The organism is Streptomyces sp. AA4, from assembly GCF_000158875.1.
Classification (GTDB): domain Bacteria; phylum Actinomycetota; class Actinomycetes; order Mycobacteriales; family Pseudonocardiaceae; genus Amycolatopsis.
In genome coordinates this window covers 2,819,159-2,839,343 of record NZ_GG657746.1, presented here as the reverse complement: position 1 = coordinate 2,839,343, position 20,185 = coordinate 2,819,159, and the positions used below count along the sequence as shown (strand labels likewise).

The window sequence follows — 20,185 nt, the reverse complement described above, 5'->3', positions numbered from 1 at the left end:
GCCGTCGCATTAGCAGCCTGAAGCGCTGGGACTCCCGGCCCCACGCGGTCGGCGGGAGCAGCCGCTGACCGCACTAGCCAATGCAGCAGTTAGCCACTCTCAGCCGACCGCGACCACCACGAACGGGACCCGGTCAGAGCTTCCAGCCCAGCGTGACCACCGTGCCGTCCGCGCTGGTGCGTACCTCTGCCCGGTCCGCCGTCGCCTGCACGAGCAGCAGCCCGCGTCCGCGGACCGACACCGGGTCGTCCTCGATTTCGTCCGGCGGGCGCCATTCCCCGTGGTCGGCGATCACGACCTCGACGCTGTCCGACCGGCACACCGCGTCGAGGTCGACCAGCCCGGGCTCCCCCGGGTACGCGTGGTCCGCGACGTTCGCCAGCGCCTCGTACCCGGCCAGCACGATGTCGTGCGCGCGATCGTCCGGAATGCCCGACTCCAGCGCCCAAGCCAGCAACCGGTGCCGCAGCGCGCGCAGCGCCCCCGGTTCGGCCACGATCCCGTGGCAGCTCAGCGCGCGGGTGCCCTCCTGCACGTCCATCGTCAACCGCCCGCGCCGGCGACCCCGGCCAGTGCCTGGTCGACCGAGGGGAACAGCGCGATCCACTCGTCGAGGCCGGTGGTCGTGAACGGCCGCGAGGTGACCGTGGATGTGCTCACGACCCGCAACGCGCCCGCGTCGAGCTTGCGGTGCGCGCCTGCCAGCACTTGCAGCCCGGACGAGCTGAGAAAATCGACCGCGCGCAGGTCGACCACCAGCACGCCGGGCTCGCGTTCGAGCACCCCGCCCACGAACTCGCCCAGTTCCGGCGCGGTGACCAGGTCGATCTCCCCGCCCACGGTCACGACCGCGGCCGGTCCCCGCCACCGGACGGATACCTCGAGGTCGCCCGCGTCCTGCCCGTCTCCCGAAGCCACGATCACCGATCGTGCCCGATCACCGGACGGATCGCCAGTGGACACCCGGTCGGCGGCGCCGCGAGCCCTCCGCCCGGCCGCCCGCCCGCTCCGCCATCAGCGGGTCCGGCGGGGGCCAGCCGCCGAGAACGGCACGTCAAGCCGGGAACCCGGCCGACGGCAACCACCGCCGGGCCACCAACCGGCCGAGAAGAGGCCATCCGCAGAAACAGCACGCCAAGCCCGGAACCCGGCCGGCACCCCGCCACGAACAGCCAGCCCGACAGAGACTGGTCGCAGACAACCGAGCACCAAGCCCAGAACCCACCTCCGCCCACAGCGAATCCGACTGAGGCTGGTCGCGGACAACCGAGCGTCAAGCCGGGAATCCGGTCGGCCGCCCCCGCCGCGGCAGCCCTCGGAGCACGCAGGCAACCCGGCCGCCTCTCCGCCCAGTTGGCTTCAGCGATCTCCTCGATCCGCGTGCCACAACGGGCGGCAGGGAGCCGTGGTGCGCGTGCGAAGGCCTTCCCTGAATCCGCCGACGGCCAGCACCGTCCGCGGTCAAGCGAACCGATCCGGATCAGCCGCCGCCCACTCTGCCGCCCACTCCCGAGGCGGCTCCGCCAGCAACTGACCGGGCTCCAGCCAGTCGTACCACTCCGCGTACGACAGCACCGTCCGCGCATCCACCCGCCGACGCAGCAACTGCGGCGACAACTCCGACGGATCCGAAACCCCCATCGCCGCCATGATGCGCAGCGCCGACGCGACCGTAGCCTCCTGATACCGCCGCACCCGCTCGGTCTTGTCCGCTACGTCCAGCGCCCGCCCCCGGCGCGGATCCTGCGTCGCGACCCCGACCGGGCACTTGTTCGTGTGGCACCGCTGAGACTGGATGCACCCCACCGCGAACATCATCGCCCGCGCGGCGTTCGTGTAGTCCGCGCCCTGGATGAGGCGCTTCACGACGTCCGCGCCGGTCGCGACTTTCCCGCTCGCCCCCAGGCGGACCCGGTCCCGCAGTCCGGTGCCGACGAGTGCGTTGTGGACAATGTGCAGACCTTCGGTCAGCGGCGTGCCAAGGTGATCCGCGAACTCCAGCGGAGCCGCGCCAGTGCCGCCCTCCGCGCCGTCGACCACGATGAAGTCCGGCGTGACCCCTTCGGCCAGCATCGCCTTGCACACGGCCAGCACCTGCACCCGCGAGCCGACGCAGAGCTTGAACCCGGTCGGCTTCCCGCCCGCCAGCTCGCGCATCCGGGCAATGAACCGCACCAGTTCCCGCGGCGTCGAGAACACGCGGTGATACGGCGGGGAAACCACCGTTTCGCCCGCCGGAACCTCGCGCACCCGGGCGATTTCCGCGTTCACCTTCGAACCCGGAAGCACTCCGCCCATCCCGGGTTTCGCGCCTTGCGAGAGTTTCAACGAAACACATTTAACCGCGTCGTGCGCGGCTTTGTCGGCGAAAGCGGACGGGTCGAAATCTCCGTCCGAGGTGCGGCAGCCGAAGTAGCCGGTGCCGATCTCCCAGATCAGGTCGCCGCCGCCCCGCAGGTGGTACTCCGAGAGGCCGCCCTCGCCGGTGTCGTGCGCGAAACCGCCGCGGGCGGCACCTTGGTTCAGCGCGAGGATCGCGTTGCTGGACAAGGACCCGAAGCTCATCGCCGAAACGTTGAGCAACGCCATGTCGTACGGCCGAGTACAGTCCGGCCCGCCGACCCGGACTCGCGGCGCGTGCTCCGGAACCGACACCGGCGCCAGTGACGGGACGAGGAATTCGTATCCCTCGGCGTACACGTCGCGCTCGGTGCCGAATGGTTCTTCCGCGGCCGTTCCTTTGGCGCGTTGGTAGACAATGGACCGGACGTCGCGATCGTACGGGCGGCCGTCGAAGTTGCGTTCCACAAAGTACTGCTGCAATTCCGGCCGGATGCTTTCGAGCAGAAACCGCAGATGTCCGAGGACCGGATAGTTCCGCAGCACCGAATGCCGCCGCTGGATCACGTCGTACACCCCGGTCGCCGCGAGCACCAGCAACGGCGCCGCCAGGAACCACCACCAGGCCGAGACCGCCACGCTGACCGCTGCCGCCGCGGCCGCGAGGAGGACCAGCGCCGCGACCAGTCCGATTCGGACCACACTGAGTCTTGCCACGGCGTCGAAACTAGCCCCCGCCGCCCACCCTCGCAGGTCGGCCAGACCAGCGCGGGCTTCGCGACTGCCGCAGCCGAGCGCGGCGGCCCGCCACCACTGCTACCGGAACTGCCGTGAGGGGAACCATGAGGGACTCAGAGTCCCTCATGGTTCCCCTCATGGACCAGACCCGGCGCACAACGCCGACGGAACCACGCGATCAGTAAGCCAGATTCGGCCGCAGCCACCGCTCCACTTCGGACAGCTCCTCGCCGCGCCGACGGGCGTAGTCCTCCATCTGGTCGCGCCCGAGGCGGCCGACCGTGAAGTACCGCGATTCCGGATGCGCGAAGATCAGCCCGCTCACCGCCGCGGCGGGCGTCATCGCGTACGACTCGGTCAGCCCGATCCCCAGTTCCTCGGCGCCCAGCAGCTCGAACAGGTCCTTCTTCTCGCTGTGGTCCGGGCTCGCCGGGTAGCCGAGCGCCGGGCGGATGCCGCGGAAGCGTTCCGCGTGCAGGTCCGCCAGGTCCGGCTGCACGTCCGGCTCGAACCAGCGCCGGCGCGCCTCCAGGTGCAGGTACTCGGCGAACGCCTCGGCCAGCCGGTCGGCCAGCGCCTTCACCATGATCGCCCGGTAGTCGTCGTGCTCGGCCTCGTAGCGGGCGGCCAGGTCCTCCGCGCCGTGGATGGCGACGGCGAATCCGCCCAGGTGGTCGCCGGAACCGGCGGGGGCGATGTAGTCGGCGAGGCACCGGTTCGCGCGGCCGTCCGGCTTCTGCGTCTGCTGGCGCAGCATCGGGAACTTCCAGTCCGAGTACTCGCCGTCGAGCAGGATGTCGTCGCCCTCGGAATGGGCGGGCCAGAACGCGTACGCGCCGCGTGCGCTGAACGAGCCGTTCTCGATGATCTCGTCCAGCAGCTGGTTCGCGTCGTCGAACAGCTCGCGCGCGACCGGCTGGTCGAGGATCGCCGGGTACTTGCCCTTGAGTTCCCAGGCCAGGAACAGGAACTGCCAGTCGATCATCTCGCGCAGCTGCGGGATCGACGGCTCGACCACCCGCACGCCGGTGAACTCCGGCGTCGGGATCTCGTCGAACGACACCTTCTCGGCGTTCGCCCGAGCCTGTTCGACCGTCAGCATCGGCGTCGAGTGCCGGTTTTCGTGCTGGATCCGCAGCCGCTGCTGTTCGGCGCGGTTGGCGGTGTCCAGCGCGTCCGCGCGGTCGGTGTCGAGCAGGTCGGACACCACGCCGACCACCCGCGACGCGTCGAGCACGTGCACGGTCGTGTGGTCGTACGCCGGGGCGATCTTGACCGCGGTGTGCTGCTTCGACGTGGTGGCGCCGCCGATCAGCAGCGGCAGCTTCAGCCCGCGCCGCTGCATTTCCTGCGCGACCGACACCATCTCGTCCAGCGACGGCGTGATCAGCCCGGACAGGCCGACGACGTCCGCGTGCTCGGCCACCGCGGTGTCGAGGATCTTCGCCGCGGGCACCATCACGCCGAGGTCGATCACCTCGTAGTTGTTGCAGCCCAGCACGACGCCGACGATGTTCTTGCCGATGTCGTGCACGTCGCCCTTCACCGTGGCGAGCACGACCTTGCCGTTGCCGCGCGAGGTGTCGAAGCGGCCCTCGGCCTGCATTTTGGCCTTCTCCGCCTCCATGTAGGGCTCGAGATAGGCCACCGAACGCTTCATCACCCGCGCGCTCTTCACGACCTGCGGCAGGAACATCTTCCCGGAGCCGAACAGGTCGCCGACGATCTTCATGCCGTCCATCAGCGGGCCTTCGATCACCTCGAGCGGCCGGGCGAACTGCTGCCGGGCCTCCTCGGTGTCGTCCTCGATGAAGTCGACGATGCCGTGCACCAGCGCGTGCGAAAGCCGTTCCGCCACCGGGTTTTCCCGCCAGGACAGGTCGACGACGCGCTTGGTGCCGCTGCCCTTGACCGTCTCGGCGAACTCCACGAGCCGGTCGGTGGCGTCCGGACGGCGGTCGAACAGGACGTCCTCGACCAGTTCCAGCAGGTCCTTCGGGATGTCCTCGTACACCGCGAGCTGGCCGGCGTTGACGATGCCCATGTCGAGCCCGGCGCGCACGGCGTGGAACAGGAACGCCGAGTGCATCGCCTCGCGCACGACGTTGTTGCCGCGGAAGGAGAACGACAGGTTCGAGATGCCGCCGGAGGCGTGCGCGCCCGGACAGCGCTCCTTGATCAGCGGCAGCGCCTCGATGAACGCCTTCGCGTACCCGTTGTGCTCGCTGATGCCGGTGGCGACGGCGAGCACGTTCGGGTCGAAAATGATGTCCTCGCCCGCGAAACCCGCCTGCGTGGTGAGCAGATCGTAGGCGCGGGAACAGATTTCGACCTTGCGCTCGACCGTGTCGGCCTGGCCCTTCTCGTCGAAGGCCATCACCACGACGCCGGCGCCGTAGTCGTGGATGCGCCGGGCCTGCTCCAGGAACGGGCCCTCGCCCTCCTTGAGGCTGATCGAGTTGACCACGCCCTTGCCCTGCACGCAGCGCAGGCCGGCCTCCAGCACGCTCCAGCGCGAGCTGTCGATCATCACCGGGATGCGCGCGACCTCGGGCTCGGTGGCGATGAGGTTGAGGAACGTCGTCATTTCCCGCTCGGATTCGAGCAGGTCGGCGTCGAAGTTGACGTCGAGCAGGTTCGCGCCGCCGCGGACCTGCTCCAGCGCGACGTCCACCGCCGCCTGGTGGTCGCCCGCCTCGATCAGCCTGCGGAACTTCGCCGAGCCGGTCACGTTGGTGCGCTCGCCGATCATCACGAACCCGGTGTCCGCGCCGATCTTGAACGGCTCGAGCCCGGAGAACCGCGTGCTCGGCTCGTGCGCGGGCACCGGCCGCGGCGGAAGGCCCTTGACGGCCTCGGCGATCTTCGCGATGTGCGCGGGCGAGGTCCCGCAGCAGCCGCCGACGATGTTGACCATCCCGGCCCCGGCGAACTCGCCGAGCATGCCGCCGGTCTCCTCGGGCGTCTGGTCGTAGCCGCCGAACGCGTTGGGCAGGCCCGCGTTCGGGTGGCACGCGGTGTAGGTGTCGGCGAGTTTCGCCAGTTCCTCCACGTGCGGGCGCATTTCCTCGGCGCCGAGCGAGCAGTTGACGCCGACGATCAGCGGGCGCGCGTGCGCGATGGAGGTCCAGAACGCCTCGACGGTCTGGCCGGACAGCGTGCGCCCGGACAGGTCGACGATGGTCACCGAAATCCACAGCGGCAGGTGCGGCGCGACCTCGCGGGCCGCGGTGATCGCGGCCTTGCAGTTGAGGGTGTCGAAGATCGTCTCGATCAGCAGCAGGTCGACGCCGCCGTCGGCGAGCGCCTTGGTCTGCTCGGCGTACGAGGCTTTGACCTCTTCGTAGGTGACCGCGCGGAACGCCGGGTCCTCGACGCGCGGCGACAGCGACAGCGTGACGTTCAGCGGGCCGATCGACCCGGCCACGAAGCGGTTTTCGAACTCGTCCGCGGCCTGGCGCGCGAGTTCCGCGGCGCGCAGGTTCATCTCGCGCACGCGGTCCTGCAGGCCGTAGTCGGCCTGGCCGATGCTGGTGGCGGTGAACGTGTTGGTGGTGGTGATGTCCGCGCCCGCGGCCAGGTACTGGCGGTGCACGTCGAGCACGACGTCCGGCCGCGTGAGGTTCAGCAGGTCCGGGTCGCCGGTGACGTCCTTCTCGTGCCCTTCGAGCCAGTCCGCCCGGTAGTCCTCGGGAGCGAGACCGGCGCCCTGCAGCATCGTCCCCCAGGCCCCGTCGAGCACGACGACGCGCTGGTCGAGCAGGTTCCGCAGGTTCTGGGTCATCGCCACCTCCGCATGAGTCCACGGAGGCGCCCTTGGGAATGGTGGTGCCGGCCGAGCGTGGCGGACCACCGGTCCGTTGCAGCGCCTCTCGACCTGGTGGTCAAGACTACCGGATGTGACCATCCCGCGGGCAGGAGTGTTCACTCCTCGGGAATCGAGCGGTCCTCGAGCGGGCTTCCCCGCCACTTCCAGCCGGTCCGCCGCGGTCGTCCGGGCAGGGCGATCCGGCCCGCGCACCAGCGCAGCGCGTCCCAAGCGTCGGGAACCGGCTCCTGCTCGGGGAAAAGCCGCGCGACAACGCGCGCGCAGACGTCGCGCGGCGGGTCGATCGAGGCGCCGAGGCCCTGTGCGAGGTCGTCTCCGTGCAGCAGCAGTTCCACGCAGCCCATCGCGGCGAAACCGGCCGGATCGGAGCGGCCGGTCGGGTGGTAGGCGCGCTCGTCCGGCTGGCTGCTCCGTACTGCGGCAGCGAGCAAACGCCCGCCGGTGAGGGCGAATTCGAGCAGTTCGGCCGGGGACGCGTCGGTGTCGGCTTTGGCGAGGAAGCGCACGTACCGGTCGGACGGGCGGCTCACGACTTGCGCGGCGTAGGACAGGAGCGTGTCGCCCAGGTGCTCTGCGGTGTAACGGCAATCCCACTCGAGGTCGCCCGCCGGACGGGTCCAGTCGCCGCCGGTGACGGGTTCCAGAGCGGCGGAGACGCAGGTGAGGGATTCGTCGAGGTCTTCGGCGCGCACGGTCATCCGGTCAGCGTAGAGAAGCCCAGAACCCGCAGTGGTGGTCTTGGGCGAATCCGGTCAGCGGCTGCGAACCGCCCGGCCGGTACGCGACCGCCTGCCCGGTCGGGGCGCCGCGGACGAAGGCCGTCCAGTCGTCCACCATCCGGTCCGCCAGCCGCTGCTGCGCCGGGGTGAATGTGGTTGGCTGGTCGGCGAAATCGAACAGGTACGGCAGCTCCGCGGTGTGCGTGGCCCCGAGCGGGAAGGGTGCCCGCAAAGCGGCCGCGGCCGGAGAGGTCGGATCGTTGAACTCGTACCTCGACACGGACGGGAGCGAGCTGCCCAGCTTCGCCGCCGGGCAGGCGAACGCCGAATCGGTGACCGCCGCCGCGTACGCCAGCGATGCGTTGCCGCTGAACGCATCCACCGGGTACTCGCGAGCGACCGCGTCGGCGTGCGGGAAGACGTTCGCCAGGGCTTGCGGGTAGCCGTGCCGCGTGACCTCGCGACCGGCCGCCGCCTGCTCGGCGAGGAAATACGTGAACTCGTCGTGCGTCGTGCCCAGCAGGACCGGCATCGGAGTCGCGGGAACCTTCCCGGGCAGCACCGAACCGCCGGTGACCGGGCCCGGCATCTCGATGCCCGCGATCGACCCGTACGCCGGTGCGGTCAGGAGCTTCCCGACCGGCAACGCCCGCAGGCATTCCGCCGCGGTCCGGCGGTCGGCGCAGCCGCGCGCGGCGGTGTACTCGACGCTCTTGCTTTCCGCGGCGGGCAGCGTCGCCTGCGCCTGGCAGGGTCCGCTTTGGATGATCGCGGCGCGGAACAGCCCGCGCGAGCCGGGGGCGACGAGGTGGTCGCACACCGACATCCCGCCCGCGGACTCCCCGGCGATCGTCACCTGGTTCGGGTCTCCGCCGAAGGATTCGATGTTGTCGCGCACCCACAGCAGGGCCTGCTGCTGGTCGAGGAAGCCGTAGTTGCCCGGTTCCGGGCCCAGCGACGGGTCGGCCAGGAAGCCGAGCGCGCCGAGCCGGTAGTTGAGCGTGACCACCACCGCGTCGCCGCGGTCGACCAGCCGGGCAGCGCCGTAGCGGTCGCCGCCGCCGCTGAGGAACGCGCCGCCGTGCAGCCACACCAGGACCGGCCGCCCGGTCTCGCCGACCGGCGGCGTCCAGACGTTGAGATAAAGGCAGTCTTCGCTGGTCAGGGCTCCGTCGGCGGCCTGCGGACAGCGGGGCCCTGGTTTCGTGGCGTCCCGCTCCCCCGCCCAGGGGTCGACCGGGGCGGGCGGCTGCCAGCGCCGCTCGCCGACGGGTGCGGCCGCGTACGGGATGCCCTGGAAGAGCCGGTGACCGGGAGCGACACTGCCGCGGACGGCACCGGCTGCGGCGTGCACGACGTCGCCTGCCCGGCTGCTCGCCGCGTCCGAAGCCGCGCAGGCCGGCGCGGCCAGAACGAGACCGACGGCCAGCGCCGCGAGCCACCGTCGCCGAATCCCCCGAAAAGCCGCCGCCACCGGCCGGACGATACCGGCCGCGCGTCCGGGCCCGGCCGCCGGATCATGCGGCGGAGCACGAGAACCGCGCCGCCGGGCAGCGTCGAGACCAAGCCGAGCACGCCGTAGCCCACCGCGACCGTCACGCCCTGCTCCGCGCCCAGCCCGGCGGCGGCGAACGACACCGCCGCGGCGCCCTCGCGCGGGCCGAACCCGCCGACGTTCAACGGCATCCCCATCGCCAGCAGCGCGAGCACCAGCAACGGCAGCAGGACGGTCAGCGGCGCGGTGGCCCCGGCCGCGCGGGCAGCGACGACGAACAGCGTCAGATGCCCGGCCACCGCCAGCAGGGACCAGCCGGTGACGCCGGGCCACGCTTCGAGCACGCCGGTCCGAATGTCGGCTGCCCAGACGCGACGCAGCCGTTGCCGGACCGCCACCGCGACGACGACCAGGGCCACGAGCACGATTCCCAGGCAGATCAGCACCTGCCGCGGCAGCAGCTCCGGCCGGAAAACGACGACGGCCAATCCGGCGACCACCACCAGGGTCTGTCCGGCGGCGCGTTCGAGCACGACGGCCCGGACGCCGCGGCCGACGTCGCCGGAGCGTCGGCCGTGCTGGACCGCGCGGTGGACGTCGCCGAGGACGCCAGCGGGGAGGACGCCGTTGAGGAATTGCGCGCCGTAGTAGTCGCCGACGGCTTCCCGGAACGGCAGGTGCAGGCCGAGCCGAGCCGCGACCAGCCGCCAGCGGGCGGCGCTCGCGAGCGTGGTCACGACGCCGATGACCAGGGCTATCGCGATCGGTCCCGGCCCCAGCGCGCGCAGACCGCCGGCGAACGCCCCGGTGCCGAGCCGCCACCACAGCGCGGCGACGAGCGCGGCCCCGGCCAGCAAACGCAGCCACCGCATCAATCCACCGCCAAGATTTCGCGCAACCGGCCCGCCGCGGCGGCCCACCCCTCCAGCGTGTTCGCCCGCGCCGCAGCCGCAGCACGGAGCCGTTTCCGCAGTTCAGGGTCGTCACGCCAGCTTCGCAGCGCGACGGCCAACGCTGCTGCGTCGCCGGGCGGGACGAGGAGGCCGGGGCGCTCGCCGTCCGGGGCGCGGCCGAGGGCGTCGGGTACGCCGCCGACGTCCGAGGCGAGCACCGGGATGCCGCGGGCGAGCGCCTCCGTGACGACCATGCCGTACGTCTCGGCGTGCGAGGGCAGGACCAGCAAGTCGGCCCGGTGGTACGCGGCTTCTAGCTCTTCCCCGTCGAGCGGACCGGTGAAGCGAGCGCGGGGATGGCTCAAGCTGTTGGCGTAGGCCGGATTTCGGGTGCGCGAGCCGACGAAGTCCACCTTGAGTCCGTCTACTTCGGACAATGCGTTCAGGAGGATGTCCTGTCCCTTGCGCGGGGTCACCGCGGCGACGCAGATCAGCTGCGACACTCCGTCGGTTCCGGGCGCCGGGGGCGCCGGATCGGTCCCGGGCGGTGCGATGTGGACGGTGGCGAGGCCATGGCGCTTCTCGACCGCGCGGGCGGCGGCCGGGCTGGTGACGACGACCTGGCGCGCGAGGTGGAGCGTCTTCCGCTCGCGGGCGTCGAGATCAGCGGCGCGCTGCGGGTCCAGGCCGGTTTCGTCGGCCAGCGGCAGGTGCACGAGAACGGCCAGGCCGAGGCGGTCCGCGTGCGGGGCGAGGACGTCGGGCACTCCGCAGGCGACCAGGCCGTCGAGCAGCACTTCCGCCCCGTCCGGGACCTCGGCCAGGACCTGGTCCAGCTGCTTTTTCGCTCCGTCGTCCGGGTCCGGCCAGGCCCCGTCGACCGGCCGCAGCCGCACCGGCAGGTGCTCGGCGACACGGCGGTCGTAGGTGTTGCCGCCGCTGGGCACGCTGCGGTCGCCGACGTCGCCGGGCACTACGAAACAGGACAGTCGCACGCTGCCTCCCTCCTCAAAGGAGACAACGGGCGACGGGGCGATCTGGTTCAGCCTTCGAAGGTGTCCGGGTCGAAGCCGGTGCGGCGGCCCTCGTCGAGGCCGCTGAGGACGTCGAGGTCGCCGTCGCTGAGGGAGAAGTCGAAGATGTCGATGTTCTCCCGCATCCGCTTCGGCGACGACGACTTCGGGAAGACGACGTTGCCGAGCTGGATGTGCCAGCGCAGCACGATCTGGGCCGGTGTCTTGCCGTGTTTCTCGGCCAGTTCGGCCAGCAGCGGGTCTTCGAGCACCTCGCCTTGGGCCAGCGGGCTCCACGCCTCGGTCACGATGCCGTGTGCCTCGTGGTAGGCGCGCAGTTCCGGTTGCTGCAGCGCGGGATGCAGTTCGATCTGGTTGACCGCGGGCACCGTCGCCGACTCCTCGGCCAGCCGTTCCAGGTGCGGGATCTGGAAGTTGGACACCCCGATCGCCCGGGCCTTCCCGGCGCGGTGCAGCTCCTCGAAGCCGTGCCAGGTGGCGACGTAGCGGTCCTGTTTCGGCAGCGGCCAGTGGATCAGGTAGAGGTCGACGTAGTCCAGGCCGAGCCGCTGCAGGCTGCCCTCCATCGCGTTGATCGCGTTGTCGTGGCCCTGCGCGTCGTTCGCCAGCTTTGTGGTGACGAAGATTTCTTCGCGAGGTACGCCCGAATCGCGGATGCCCTCGCCGACGCCTTCCTCGTTGCGGTACATCTGCGCGGTGTCGAGGTGCCGGTACCCGGCTTCCAGCGCTTCGCGCACCGCCGATGCGGTGTCCTCGGGCGGGATCTGGAAGACGCCCAGGCCGAACTGCGGAATCCGGACGCCGTTGTTGAGTTCGAGCTGCGGAACGCGGTTCGTCTCAGTCGTCATGTCGGCGGCCTACCCGTGCGCGGCAGTCGTGAAACTCGCTCGATCAGGCAGCGACCGCGTCGCGGACGCCCAGGATTTCGTCCGCGCCGGTCACGGCGAGACACCGGCGGACCGCGTGCGCTTCTCCGGCCACGACACTGAAATCGGGGATCCGTTCGTGCGCGTCGAGCAGAACGCGAACACCCGCGCAGCTCAAAAAAGCGACGCCGGACAGATCGACGACGACCGGCCCGGCCAACGGCGCGAGGGCCGCCGCGAAAACGTGCGCGGTAGCCGCGTCGAGGTCCCCGACCGGCGCGACGTGGATCGCGTCGGTCCGCCTCTCCGCGCGGATGGTCAATTCCATCGGCGCGGTGACGCCGGGAAGGTGGAGAGTCATGGGTTTGCGCTCCTTTCGCAGAGACCTGCTTGGGGCGCTGACCGCAGTATGGGTGCGACAACAGCCAACACTCGAAACCGTACGCGTTCTCCGAGTGCGGTCAACCCGGGTGACCACGAGGTTCACCCCCGCGGCGCGAGAGTCCGCCTGTTCGGGGGCCTCCGGGCGGGGGTGCGGTGACCGGGTTGTGCTGCTGGTGCGTCTTGTTGGCAGGGTGCCGGTTTTTCGGTGCGGGGCCGGGGGTTCGTTCATCGGGCGTTCACCCGGGGGCACCTGTTCGGGGGATGCCGGTTCTTGACGGGCCGCGTTACGGAATGGCGAGACGGCCCAGAACTGGGACGCAATCGCCTGGACCCGAGTGCGTACTCGACCGGGTTCGCCGCCTTTGTCGGCGCGGCTCAACGGCTTGTGATTGGCTTGGCCCGCCCGGCGAGCGTCGGCACCATCCCTTGAGGCAGCGAGCCTGCTGCCGGTCACCGACGCTGGGCTGCCTCTCCTTCGCGACGGGGCCTATTATCCGACCGACTCGTGATCGAGCCTCACTCGAGAGCGCTTCATACAGCGAGCCTGAACCTGTTCGCCGAAGCGGCTTCGGCAGGGCCACAGCAGGCGACGCGCGGCGGAACTTCCGGCCGCTCTCGCGACCGGCCGGAGTCCATTGTGGACTGTCAGTCGCGGAGGGCGAGCTTCGCGAGTTCCACGTCGAAGTCGAAGCAACGGTCTTCGGAGCCGACTGGAACCTCGTCGTAGGTGCGGTCGAGGAAGTCGGCGAGTTCGTTCGCCGCCGCCTCCAGCACCGCGGACCCGTCCGGCGCGTTCAGCTCCACGAGCACCCGGCTGTCGTCGGCCGCGGGGCGCACCTGGACGTCGCCGTCGCCCGCGGGGGCGAGCAGGCCGTCGGCGAGAAGGTCGCGCCCGAACAGCCAGCGCACGACGCCGCCGCCGGCGTGGTAGCCGACCGACACCGCGAACGGATCCGCCGGGTCGTATTCCAAATCGGCGCGCACCGGCAGCGGGACGGACCCGAACGTGCGCAGCCCGAAGATGATCGTCGCGCGGACGACCTGCGGTTCGGTTTCCACGACGGCGCCTCCTTCGTTACCCGGTCGCGAACCTGTCCGGACCGAAGTGAATGTTTCTCAATAAGTAACGCGCCGTAAGAGCCTAAGCTGCCCGACCGAGCAGATTTCACTCCAACGGTGGAGATCTACGTCTCAGTTGGCTACGCAAGGGCAGCATTGACAGCAGGATCGGGCAGGGTGCCCTTCGGCGGCCGAGCAGCTTGACGGCAGCCCCGACCTGCGAAAACGGACCACCACGATCGGGGGACCGGACGGGCTCGGCTCGGCTCGCCGAGATCGCGGCTGTCCCGATAACGATGGGGAAACTCGCCCCGCCGAATCAGTTCAAGACGGAACGACGACGCGGTTGGCGACGACCGCCGAATTTCCCCGCGGATTCAGTGCGCCGTCGCCATCCCGACGAGCCGGACCGCCGCGAGAGCGAACGCCAGGTACCCGAGCACCAAAGCCGCGACCGAACGACCGCGACCGGCCCGACGCATTCCGACATGACCGAAAACGATCGCCAGCAGGGGCAAGATCAACGGCCCCAGCACCGTGACCGGTTCGTAGTAGAGCGCGTCGCCGAAACTGCGGCTGCGGGCGGAGAAGGACCCGAGGAACGCGAGCCAGCTGACGATGCTGAGCACCAGCGCAGTGGTGGCTGCCCTGGTCGACGGCTGTTCACCCATGCCGCGAAGCTAGCCAACCGGGGCGGGACCGGTCCCCGTTCGCTCCGCCGGAGCCGGTGAGGCAGCCGGAATCCGATTGCTCGCCCGCATCAAACGAGACATCCGCACTCCGCAATCGGCATCGAGTCCGGCCGGCGTCGGTCCAATCCGGCCTCGCCGCCTCAACCTGCCTGACCTCACGCAGCACTCCGGTCCGCATGGCACCGCACCGCCCTCGTCGGTCGAGCGTGCCCGCACCGAGCCCCTCGCGCCCCGCCTAGCACGCGCGAATCGCTCCGGCATGGCCACACCACTCAAGCGCACCCGCACTAGGCCCGACATTTCGCCGCCGAGCGGGCCTACCTCACTCAATCCAGGCGCACCGCTCCGCGCCGCTCGCACGCACCTGGGCTTCGTCTTGAGCGCGCCCCCAACAAGCTCCGCGCACCACCCAGCGCGCCCACTTCACTCAAATCAGCCAACCGCCACTCCGCCAGCCCGCCTCGTCCAAGGGCACCCACCACACCCGCCCAGCACGCCAGCATCGAGCCGCGGCGCGCATCGCGGTAAGCCGCCCCACAACGATTCGACCCGCCCAGCACGACGCAGCGCATCGAGCCGCACTCCGACCGCCAACGGCTCGCCCCAGGCAGGCACATCAAGGCAGCCGAAACCCAAGGCACCCCGGCACCGTTCAGCCGCTCAGCATTCAGCTGTTCAACCGGCCAGCGGCTCCGCTCCTCCGCCTCCGCACCCAACCCCGCCGTCCGCAGTTCCCTCCGGCGGCCGCCCGTCACCGTTCAGCCGCTCACCCGGGCAAGGACTCCGCCTCCGCCCGCGCTCCCCAGCCACCCCACTCCGGCGGCCGCCCAGCACCGTTCAGCCGCCCACCCGATCAACGACCCCACTCCTCCACCCGCACCCCCATCAACCCAGCCGCCGCCCGTAGTTCCCTTCGGCGGTCACCCGGCACCGCATGGACGTGGTTCGCCCCGAAACGCGACAGGAACGTTTCCGAAGCCACCTCCAGGCGCGCGAACGCGTGCGGCCACTCCGGCGTCGACCGGGACACCAGGGCCTCCGTCGTCCGCTCGTCGTAGTTCTCGAACTCCCCCAGCACCAACTGCAAGCGGTACTCCCCGTCCAACCGGCTCAGCCGCGCCAAGGTCATCCGGCCGGGGGCGGCGATGTGCTGCACCGAGGCACCGCCCGCGGGGAAGAAGAAGACCTCGGGGTACAGGTGCACGCGGGCCAGGTTCTCCGCCGGATCCTCGCTCCGCGCGGCGAACCACGTCGCGTGCTGGCCGGAGTTGCAGAGATCCCACACGTCCCGATCGGGATGGTAGTGCCGGACGTCCGCGAAAAGCACTGGCGTGCCGGTGATCCGGTGCATCAGCTGCATGGTCAGCGCACCGTCCATGTCCGCTTCCGTGGCGGTGACGTGCACGGCTTTAGGACCGTTCCAGTCGTAGGGATCGTTGAGCAGGGCCTCGGCGACATCGGCGGTCGCAAAGTGCTCGGTCAGCTCCGGTTGTGCTTTGATCCCCGAGAAATCCAGGTGCCGCTCGGCAGCGACATCGCGCACAGCAAGGTAAAGACGCAGTTGGCGTTCCAATAATTCCGGCGTGAGCCGATCTCCATCATAGTGCACCGTGGCGTGCTGTTCCAACCATTTCCGGCCGTGGACAGCTTCGGCGGAACCGCCGGATTCGGCGCGGCGGACCAGTTCGTACTGGTCGATTTCCTCGACGTCCACCCCGAATTGGCGCATCCACTGGTCGGTATTGGCCACCGCCGTGTTCATGCCCATCGGCCGCCCCCCGAAGCGGCCGAAGGTCGAACCTCGCAGGGTGCCCACGGCCGCGGCGGCGCTCGCGTGGGCGCCGACTTCCGCGATCAGTTCGGGGTCGGACGGCGCGCCCCACAAACGGGTGTGCGTGCGGCCGATCTGGTCGAGCGCGCCCCCGGCGGCGAGCATTCCGACCAGGCCGGGCTCGGTCGGGTCGGTGCTCGCGACCAGCAGCAACGGGCCTGGGGTCGCGTCCGCGGCCAGCATGGTGAAATGCGGAAACGCCCACACCGCGTAGTACAGCACCGTCACGTCCACCGAACTCGCGGCGACCGAGCGCGCGGCCGCGGTGGCGGTCGTGTTCGTGGCGACCAAGCCGCCGGTGACGACGTCGTGGCCCGCCGCGGTCAGCGCGGCGGTGAACTCGTCCACTTTGGACCGGATGAAGCCGGTGTTCCGCCGGTGCACGTGGTCGCGCCCGTCGGAGACGGCGAGGACACCGATTCGCGCCATAGGGTCAGCTCCGGTTCAGTTCGGCGTAGACCTGGGCCGCGTTGTCGCGCGTCACCAGGCGGGTCGGCAAGGTCTGCGTTTTGGGCACGGTCTGGCAGTCGACGAGCAGTTTCTTGGCCGCCGCAACGGCTTCCTTGCCGCCGGTGGGATAAATGAACGTCGCGGACAGCCGTCCGGCCTCCACCGCCTTGATGCCGCCTTCGGGCACGGGCAGGCCGTCGATGCCGACGATCGGCAGGTCCGCGCGGCCCGCGTTCTGCGCGGCGATGCGCGCGCCCTCGGCCATCGGGTCGTTCTCCGAGAACATCGCCTGCGCGTCCGGATGCGCCTTCAGCAACGCGTCCGCCTGCTGTTGTCCCTTGTCCCGCAACCAATCCGCGTCCGCGGTGCCCACGACGGTGATATTGCGGTCCGTGATGCCCTCGTTGAATCCGTCGCTGCGTTCCTTGGCCGGAGTCGACCCGGCGAGACCCTTCAGCTCGACGACTTTCCCGCCGTGCGGCAGCAATTTCCCGGCGACGAACTTGCCCGCCTGCCTGCCGATGTCCACATTGTCCGCGCCGATGAACGACGTGTATCCGTCGCCGTCGACCTTCCGGTCCAGCACCAGCACCGGAATCCCCTGGTCGTACGCCTTCTTCACGACCCCGGTCAGCGGCGTCGCCTCGTTCGGGCTGATGATCAGCAGGTCGATCCCCTGGGTCAGGAAAGTATTGACCTGCTCGACCTGTTTCGCGTTGTCCTGCGCGGCGTCCGCGTAACTGACGCTGAATTGCGGCACCCCGGCCGCGGCCTTGCGGATGTCGCCGTCCATCCGCACGCGATACGGTTCGGCGAGATTCGCCTGGCTCATCCCGATTTTGTATTTCCCGCTCGGACCGCGGCATTGTTTCGCGGCCGGCGCGGTGCCCGACGACGCGCCCGGCGCGTTCTCGTGGGTGGTGCCGCACGCAGCGACGAGGGCCAGCCCCGCCAAGACTGCTCCGCCGCGGAGGATGCCGGACATTGCGCCTCTTTCCCCGAACGCCTAAACCGTCGCCGGGCGCAGCCGCTGCAGGCCCGCGGCCAGCACGATCACCACGCCGACCACGATCAGCTGGACGTTCGCATCGATGTCGTTGAGCTGGAGGATGTTGTCGAGCACGCCGACCAGCAGGGCGCCGGCGACGGTGCCGGACACCGACCCGCGCCCGCCGGACAGGCTGGTCCCGCCGATCACGACGGCCGCGATGGCGTTCAGCTCGTAGCCGGTGCCGTCGTTGGGCCCGCCGAAGTTGTACTGTCCCGCGTGGACGATCCCGGCCAGCGCGGCCAGCAGCCCGCACAAGCCGAAGACCAGCACTTTCACCCGGATCACCGGCACCCCGGACAGCACCGCGGCCTTCTCGTTGCCGCCGATCGCGTACACGTGCCGCGAGAACGCGCTCGCCCGCAGCACCAGCACCGCCAGCGCGGCGACGACCGCGAAGAACAGCGCCGGGATGGGCACCACGCCGCCGAACGTCCGCTCGCCCAGCAGCGAGAACGGCACCGGAGCCTGGCTGGGACCGGTGCCGTAGGTGATCGAAACGCCCTCGCCGCCGGACCACATCCGGGCGATCCCGCGGGCGATCTGCATCCCGGCGAGCGTCACGATGAACGACTGGATCCGGAACCGCGCGCTCGCGATCCCTTGCAGCAGCCCGAAACCGAAGCCCAGCGCGAGAACGAGCAGCACGCCCGGCACGAGCCCCCAGCCGCCGCTGGTGAGCAGCAGCGCGACGCCGACGCTGGCCAGCCCCATCACCGAGCCCACCGACAGGTCGATGCCGCCGACCAGGATCACCAGCGTCATGCCGACCGCGATGATGCCGATCTCGGAAATCGCGCGGACGACGTTGAACAGGTTGCCGCTGCCCAGAAACACCAACTCGCCGTCGCGATGCGGCGAGAAGACGATCGCGGCGGCGAACACCAGCACCAGCCCGAAGACGCTCTGGAACCGGAACACCGCGGCCAGCACGACGCGCCCGCTCACCGCACGTCTCCCATCGACGCGGCGAGCAGTTCCGCCTCGCCGGCCTGCGCCGTGTCCAGTTCGTGCACGCTGCGCCCGCCGCGCAGCACCACCACGCGGTCGCACACGCCGACCAGCTCCGCCGGTTCCGACGACGCCAGCAGCACTCCGACGCCGCTGCGCGCGGCCTCGCCGAGCAGCCGGTAGATCTCCGCCTTCGCCCCGACGTCCACGCCGCGCGTCGGCTCGTCCAGCAGCAACAGCACCGGTTCGGTCAGCAAAGCCCGGCCCAGCACCACTTTCTGCTGATTCCCGCCGGACAGCGACCCCACCGGATCGGCGAGCGACCCGAGTTTCACCCCGAGCCGCCCCGCCTCCTTCCCGGCCACCGTCCGCTCGCGCCGACCGGGAACGATCCCGAACCGCGCCAGCCGGTCCACAATGGACAACACGGTGTTCGCCACGACGGAATGCTCCAGCGCCAGCCCCGCGATCCGCCGGTCCTCGGGCACGAACGCGATCCCCGACCGCAGCGACCGGCGCGGCGACCGCGGATGGAACTCCTTGCCCCGCAGGCAAATCCGCCCGCAGAGAATTTTTCCGCCAGACGCGCCGTACAGCGTTCCCAGCAGCTCCGTCCGCCCCGCGCCGAGCAACCCGGCGACACCGACGATCTCGCCAGCCCGCACGGTGAGACTGATCCCGTCCGGCTCCCGTCGCCCGGCACGCGGGCGCACCACGAGATCCTCGACCCGAAGCACCTCGCCCTGCTCCGGCGAGGACACGCTGTCCGCGCGGAACATCAGGTGCACCGGACGGCCCACCATCGCCTCCGCGGCCCGCTCGGCAGTCAGCTCCGCCGCGCTGAACTCCGCGACGACCTCGCCGTTGCGCAGCACCGTCGCCCGATCCGCGACCCGGCCGATCTCGTCCATCCGGTGCGACACATAAACGATCGCCGCCCCGTCGGCGCGCAGCTGGTCGATGACCGTGAACAGCCGCTCCACCTCGCGCGGCGACAGCGCCGACGTGGGCTCGTCCATCAGCAGGATCCGGGCGTCAAGCGACAGCGCTTTCGCGATGGTGACGAGCTGCTGCTCGCCGGTGCGCAGCCGTTCGACCGGCGTCCGCGGATCGAGGTCGACGCCGGAACGCTCGAGCACCTCGCGCGTAGCAGCGACCATCCGCCGCCGGTCGACCGTGCCGCCGCGCGTGTGCGGTTCGCGGCCGAGAAAAACGTTCTCCGCCACCGAAAGCGCGGGAACGAGGTCCAGTTCCTGGTGGATCATCGCGACCCCGGCGCGGCGCGCGTCGGCCGGGCGGGCGAACCGGACCGCCTCCCCCGCGATCCGGATCGCCCCCTCCCCCGCGGCGATCTCCCCCGACAAGATCTTCAGCAGCGTGGACTTGCCTGCTCCGTTCTCGCCGAGCAGCGCGTGCACCTCCCCCTTCGCCGCGGTGAAGTCCACCGCGGCCAGGGCACGCGCCCCGCCGTAGGTCTTGCTGACGCCGGCCAGCTCGACCAGCGCGACGCCACCGTCGCCCATGCCCGCCCTCTCGGCCCGCCCCGTGTCGAGAAATCGATTACCCGCACGGTAGGGGCACCGCGAGGAGGGTGTCAAGGGTCACATTTTCCCATTGCCCGCGGGGCATCGGCGAAGGTCCGTGAAGGGCTCCTTGCGGGAATCTGATTCCCTCAAGGAGCCCTTCACGGACCTTTACGGAAGAGGGACACCCCCCACCCGGCCCCGCCGCCTGAACTGCGGGTGACCCCTGTCCGACCCCCTGGAAACGTCCGGCCGTCCAGCGGCCGCCCTCCCTGGCCGACCGGGCGTGATTTGTGGCATACCTCGCGAGAAATCAGGTCCGGACGACGTGAC

15 protein-coding genes, 1 pseudogene and 1 riboswitch are annotated in these 20,185 nt (G+C 70.4%); all 16 genes and pseudogenes read right to left on the bottom strand.

Translation table 11 applies throughout. The features are described from left to right. Nucleotides 1–133: 133 nt before the first annotated feature. The gene (locus SSMG_RS13150; RefSeq protein WP_009076443.1) at nt 134–541 is read right to left on the bottom strand and encodes an ATP-binding protein; all 408 of its coding nucleotides are present in this window, start codon (nt 539–541) and stop codon (nt 134–136) included. Nucleotides 542–543: 2 nt separating this feature from the next. Beyond that, nucleotides 544–918: an STAS domain-containing protein gene (locus SSMG_RS13145; protein ID WP_050788423.1), complete on the bottom strand. Its 375-nt coding sequence runs from the start codon at nt 916–918 to the stop codon at nt 544–546. Nucleotides 919–1,461: 543 nt separating this feature from the next. After that, nucleotides 1,462–3,042: an FMN-binding glutamate synthase family protein gene (locus tag SSMG_RS13140; protein WP_009076439.1), complete on the bottom strand. Its 1,581-nt coding sequence runs from the start codon at nt 3,040–3,042 to the stop codon at nt 1,462–1,464. 214 nt (nt 3,043–3,256) lie between these two features. Beyond that, nucleotides 3,257–6,862, bottom strand: a complete 3,606-nt coding sequence (gene metH, locus SSMG_RS13135; RefSeq protein WP_009076432.1) for a methionine synthase — start codon at nt 6,860–6,862, stop codon at nt 3,257–3,259. A gap of 17 nt (nt 6,863–6,879) precedes the next feature. Beyond that, nucleotides 6,880–6,958, bottom strand: a riboswitch (S-adenosyl-L-homocysteine riboswitch). Between the two features lie 44 nt (nt 6,959–7,002). After that, nucleotides 7,003–7,605 (bottom strand): maleylpyruvate isomerase N-terminal domain-containing protein, encoded by a 603-nt coding sequence (locus SSMG_RS13130; RefSeq protein ID WP_009076430.1) that lies wholly within the window; start codon nt 7,603–7,605, stop codon nt 7,003–7,005. Nucleotides 7,606–7,609: 4 nt separating this feature from the next. Further along, complete coding sequence (locus SSMG_RS13125; protein WP_199785895.1) at nt 7,610–8,980, bottom strand: carboxylesterase/lipase family protein; 1,371 nt, start codon at nt 8,978–8,980, stop codon at nt 7,610–7,612. Between the two features lie 203 nt (nt 8,981–9,183). Further along, nucleotides 9,184–9,993: pseudogene (locus SSMG_RS46845) on the bottom strand (lysylphosphatidylglycerol synthase domain-containing protein); the annotation flags it as partial. After that, nucleotides 9,993–11,009 carry a glycosyltransferase family 4 protein gene (locus tag SSMG_RS13115; protein WP_009076427.1) on the bottom strand — a complete coding sequence of 339 codons (1,017 nt, stop codon included), beginning with the start codon at nt 11,007–11,009 and terminating at the stop codon, nt 9,993–9,995. The pseudogene SSMG_RS46845 and the gene SSMG_RS13115, both read right to left, overlap by 1 nt. 47 nt (nt 11,010–11,056) lie before the next feature. Next, nucleotides 11,057–11,896, bottom strand: coding sequence for an aldo/keto reductase (locus tag SSMG_RS13110; RefSeq protein ID WP_009076426.1), 840 nt, complete (start codon nt 11,894–11,896; stop codon nt 11,057–11,059). Between the two features lie 43 nt (nt 11,897–11,939). After that, nucleotides 11,940–12,275 carry an STAS domain-containing protein gene (locus SSMG_RS13105; protein ID WP_009076424.1) on the bottom strand — a complete coding sequence of 112 codons (336 nt, stop codon included), beginning with the start codon at nt 12,273–12,275 and terminating at the stop codon, nt 11,940–11,942. A gap of 668 nt (nt 12,276–12,943) precedes the next feature. Then, nucleotides 12,944–13,357, bottom strand: coding sequence for an SsgA family sporulation/cell division regulator (locus SSMG_RS13100; RefSeq protein WP_009076422.1), 414 nt, complete (start codon nt 13,355–13,357; stop codon nt 12,944–12,946). 377 nt (nt 13,358–13,734) lie between these two features. Further along, nucleotides 13,735–14,028 carry a DUF4190 domain-containing protein gene (locus SSMG_RS13095; protein ID WP_009076420.1) on the bottom strand — a complete coding sequence of 98 codons (294 nt, stop codon included), beginning with the start codon at nt 14,026–14,028 and terminating at the stop codon, nt 13,735–13,737. Nucleotides 14,029–14,902: 874 nt separating this feature from the next. Further along, nucleotides 14,903–16,309, bottom strand: a complete 1,407-nt coding sequence (locus SSMG_RS13090) for an L-fucose/L-arabinose isomerase family protein (protein WP_009076418.1) — start codon at nt 16,307–16,309, stop codon at nt 14,903–14,905. 4 nt (nt 16,310–16,313) lie between these two features. Further along, nucleotides 16,314–17,315: a substrate-binding domain-containing protein gene (locus SSMG_RS13085; protein ID WP_009076417.1), complete on the bottom strand. Its 1,002-nt coding sequence runs from the start codon at nt 17,313–17,315 to the stop codon at nt 16,314–16,316. A 21-nt stretch (nt 17,316–17,336) separates the two neighbouring features. After that, nucleotides 17,337–18,326, bottom strand: a complete 990-nt coding sequence (locus SSMG_RS13080; protein ID WP_009076415.1) for an ABC transporter permease — start codon at nt 18,324–18,326, stop codon at nt 17,337–17,339. Beyond that, entirely contained in the window at nt 18,323–19,852 is a 1,530-nt protein-coding gene (locus SSMG_RS13075; protein ID WP_009076413.1) for a sugar ABC transporter ATP-binding protein, read from the bottom strand. The genes SSMG_RS13080 and SSMG_RS13075 overlap by 4 nt, the downstream gene beginning before the upstream one ends. Nucleotides 19,853–20,185: the final 333 nt, after the last annotated feature.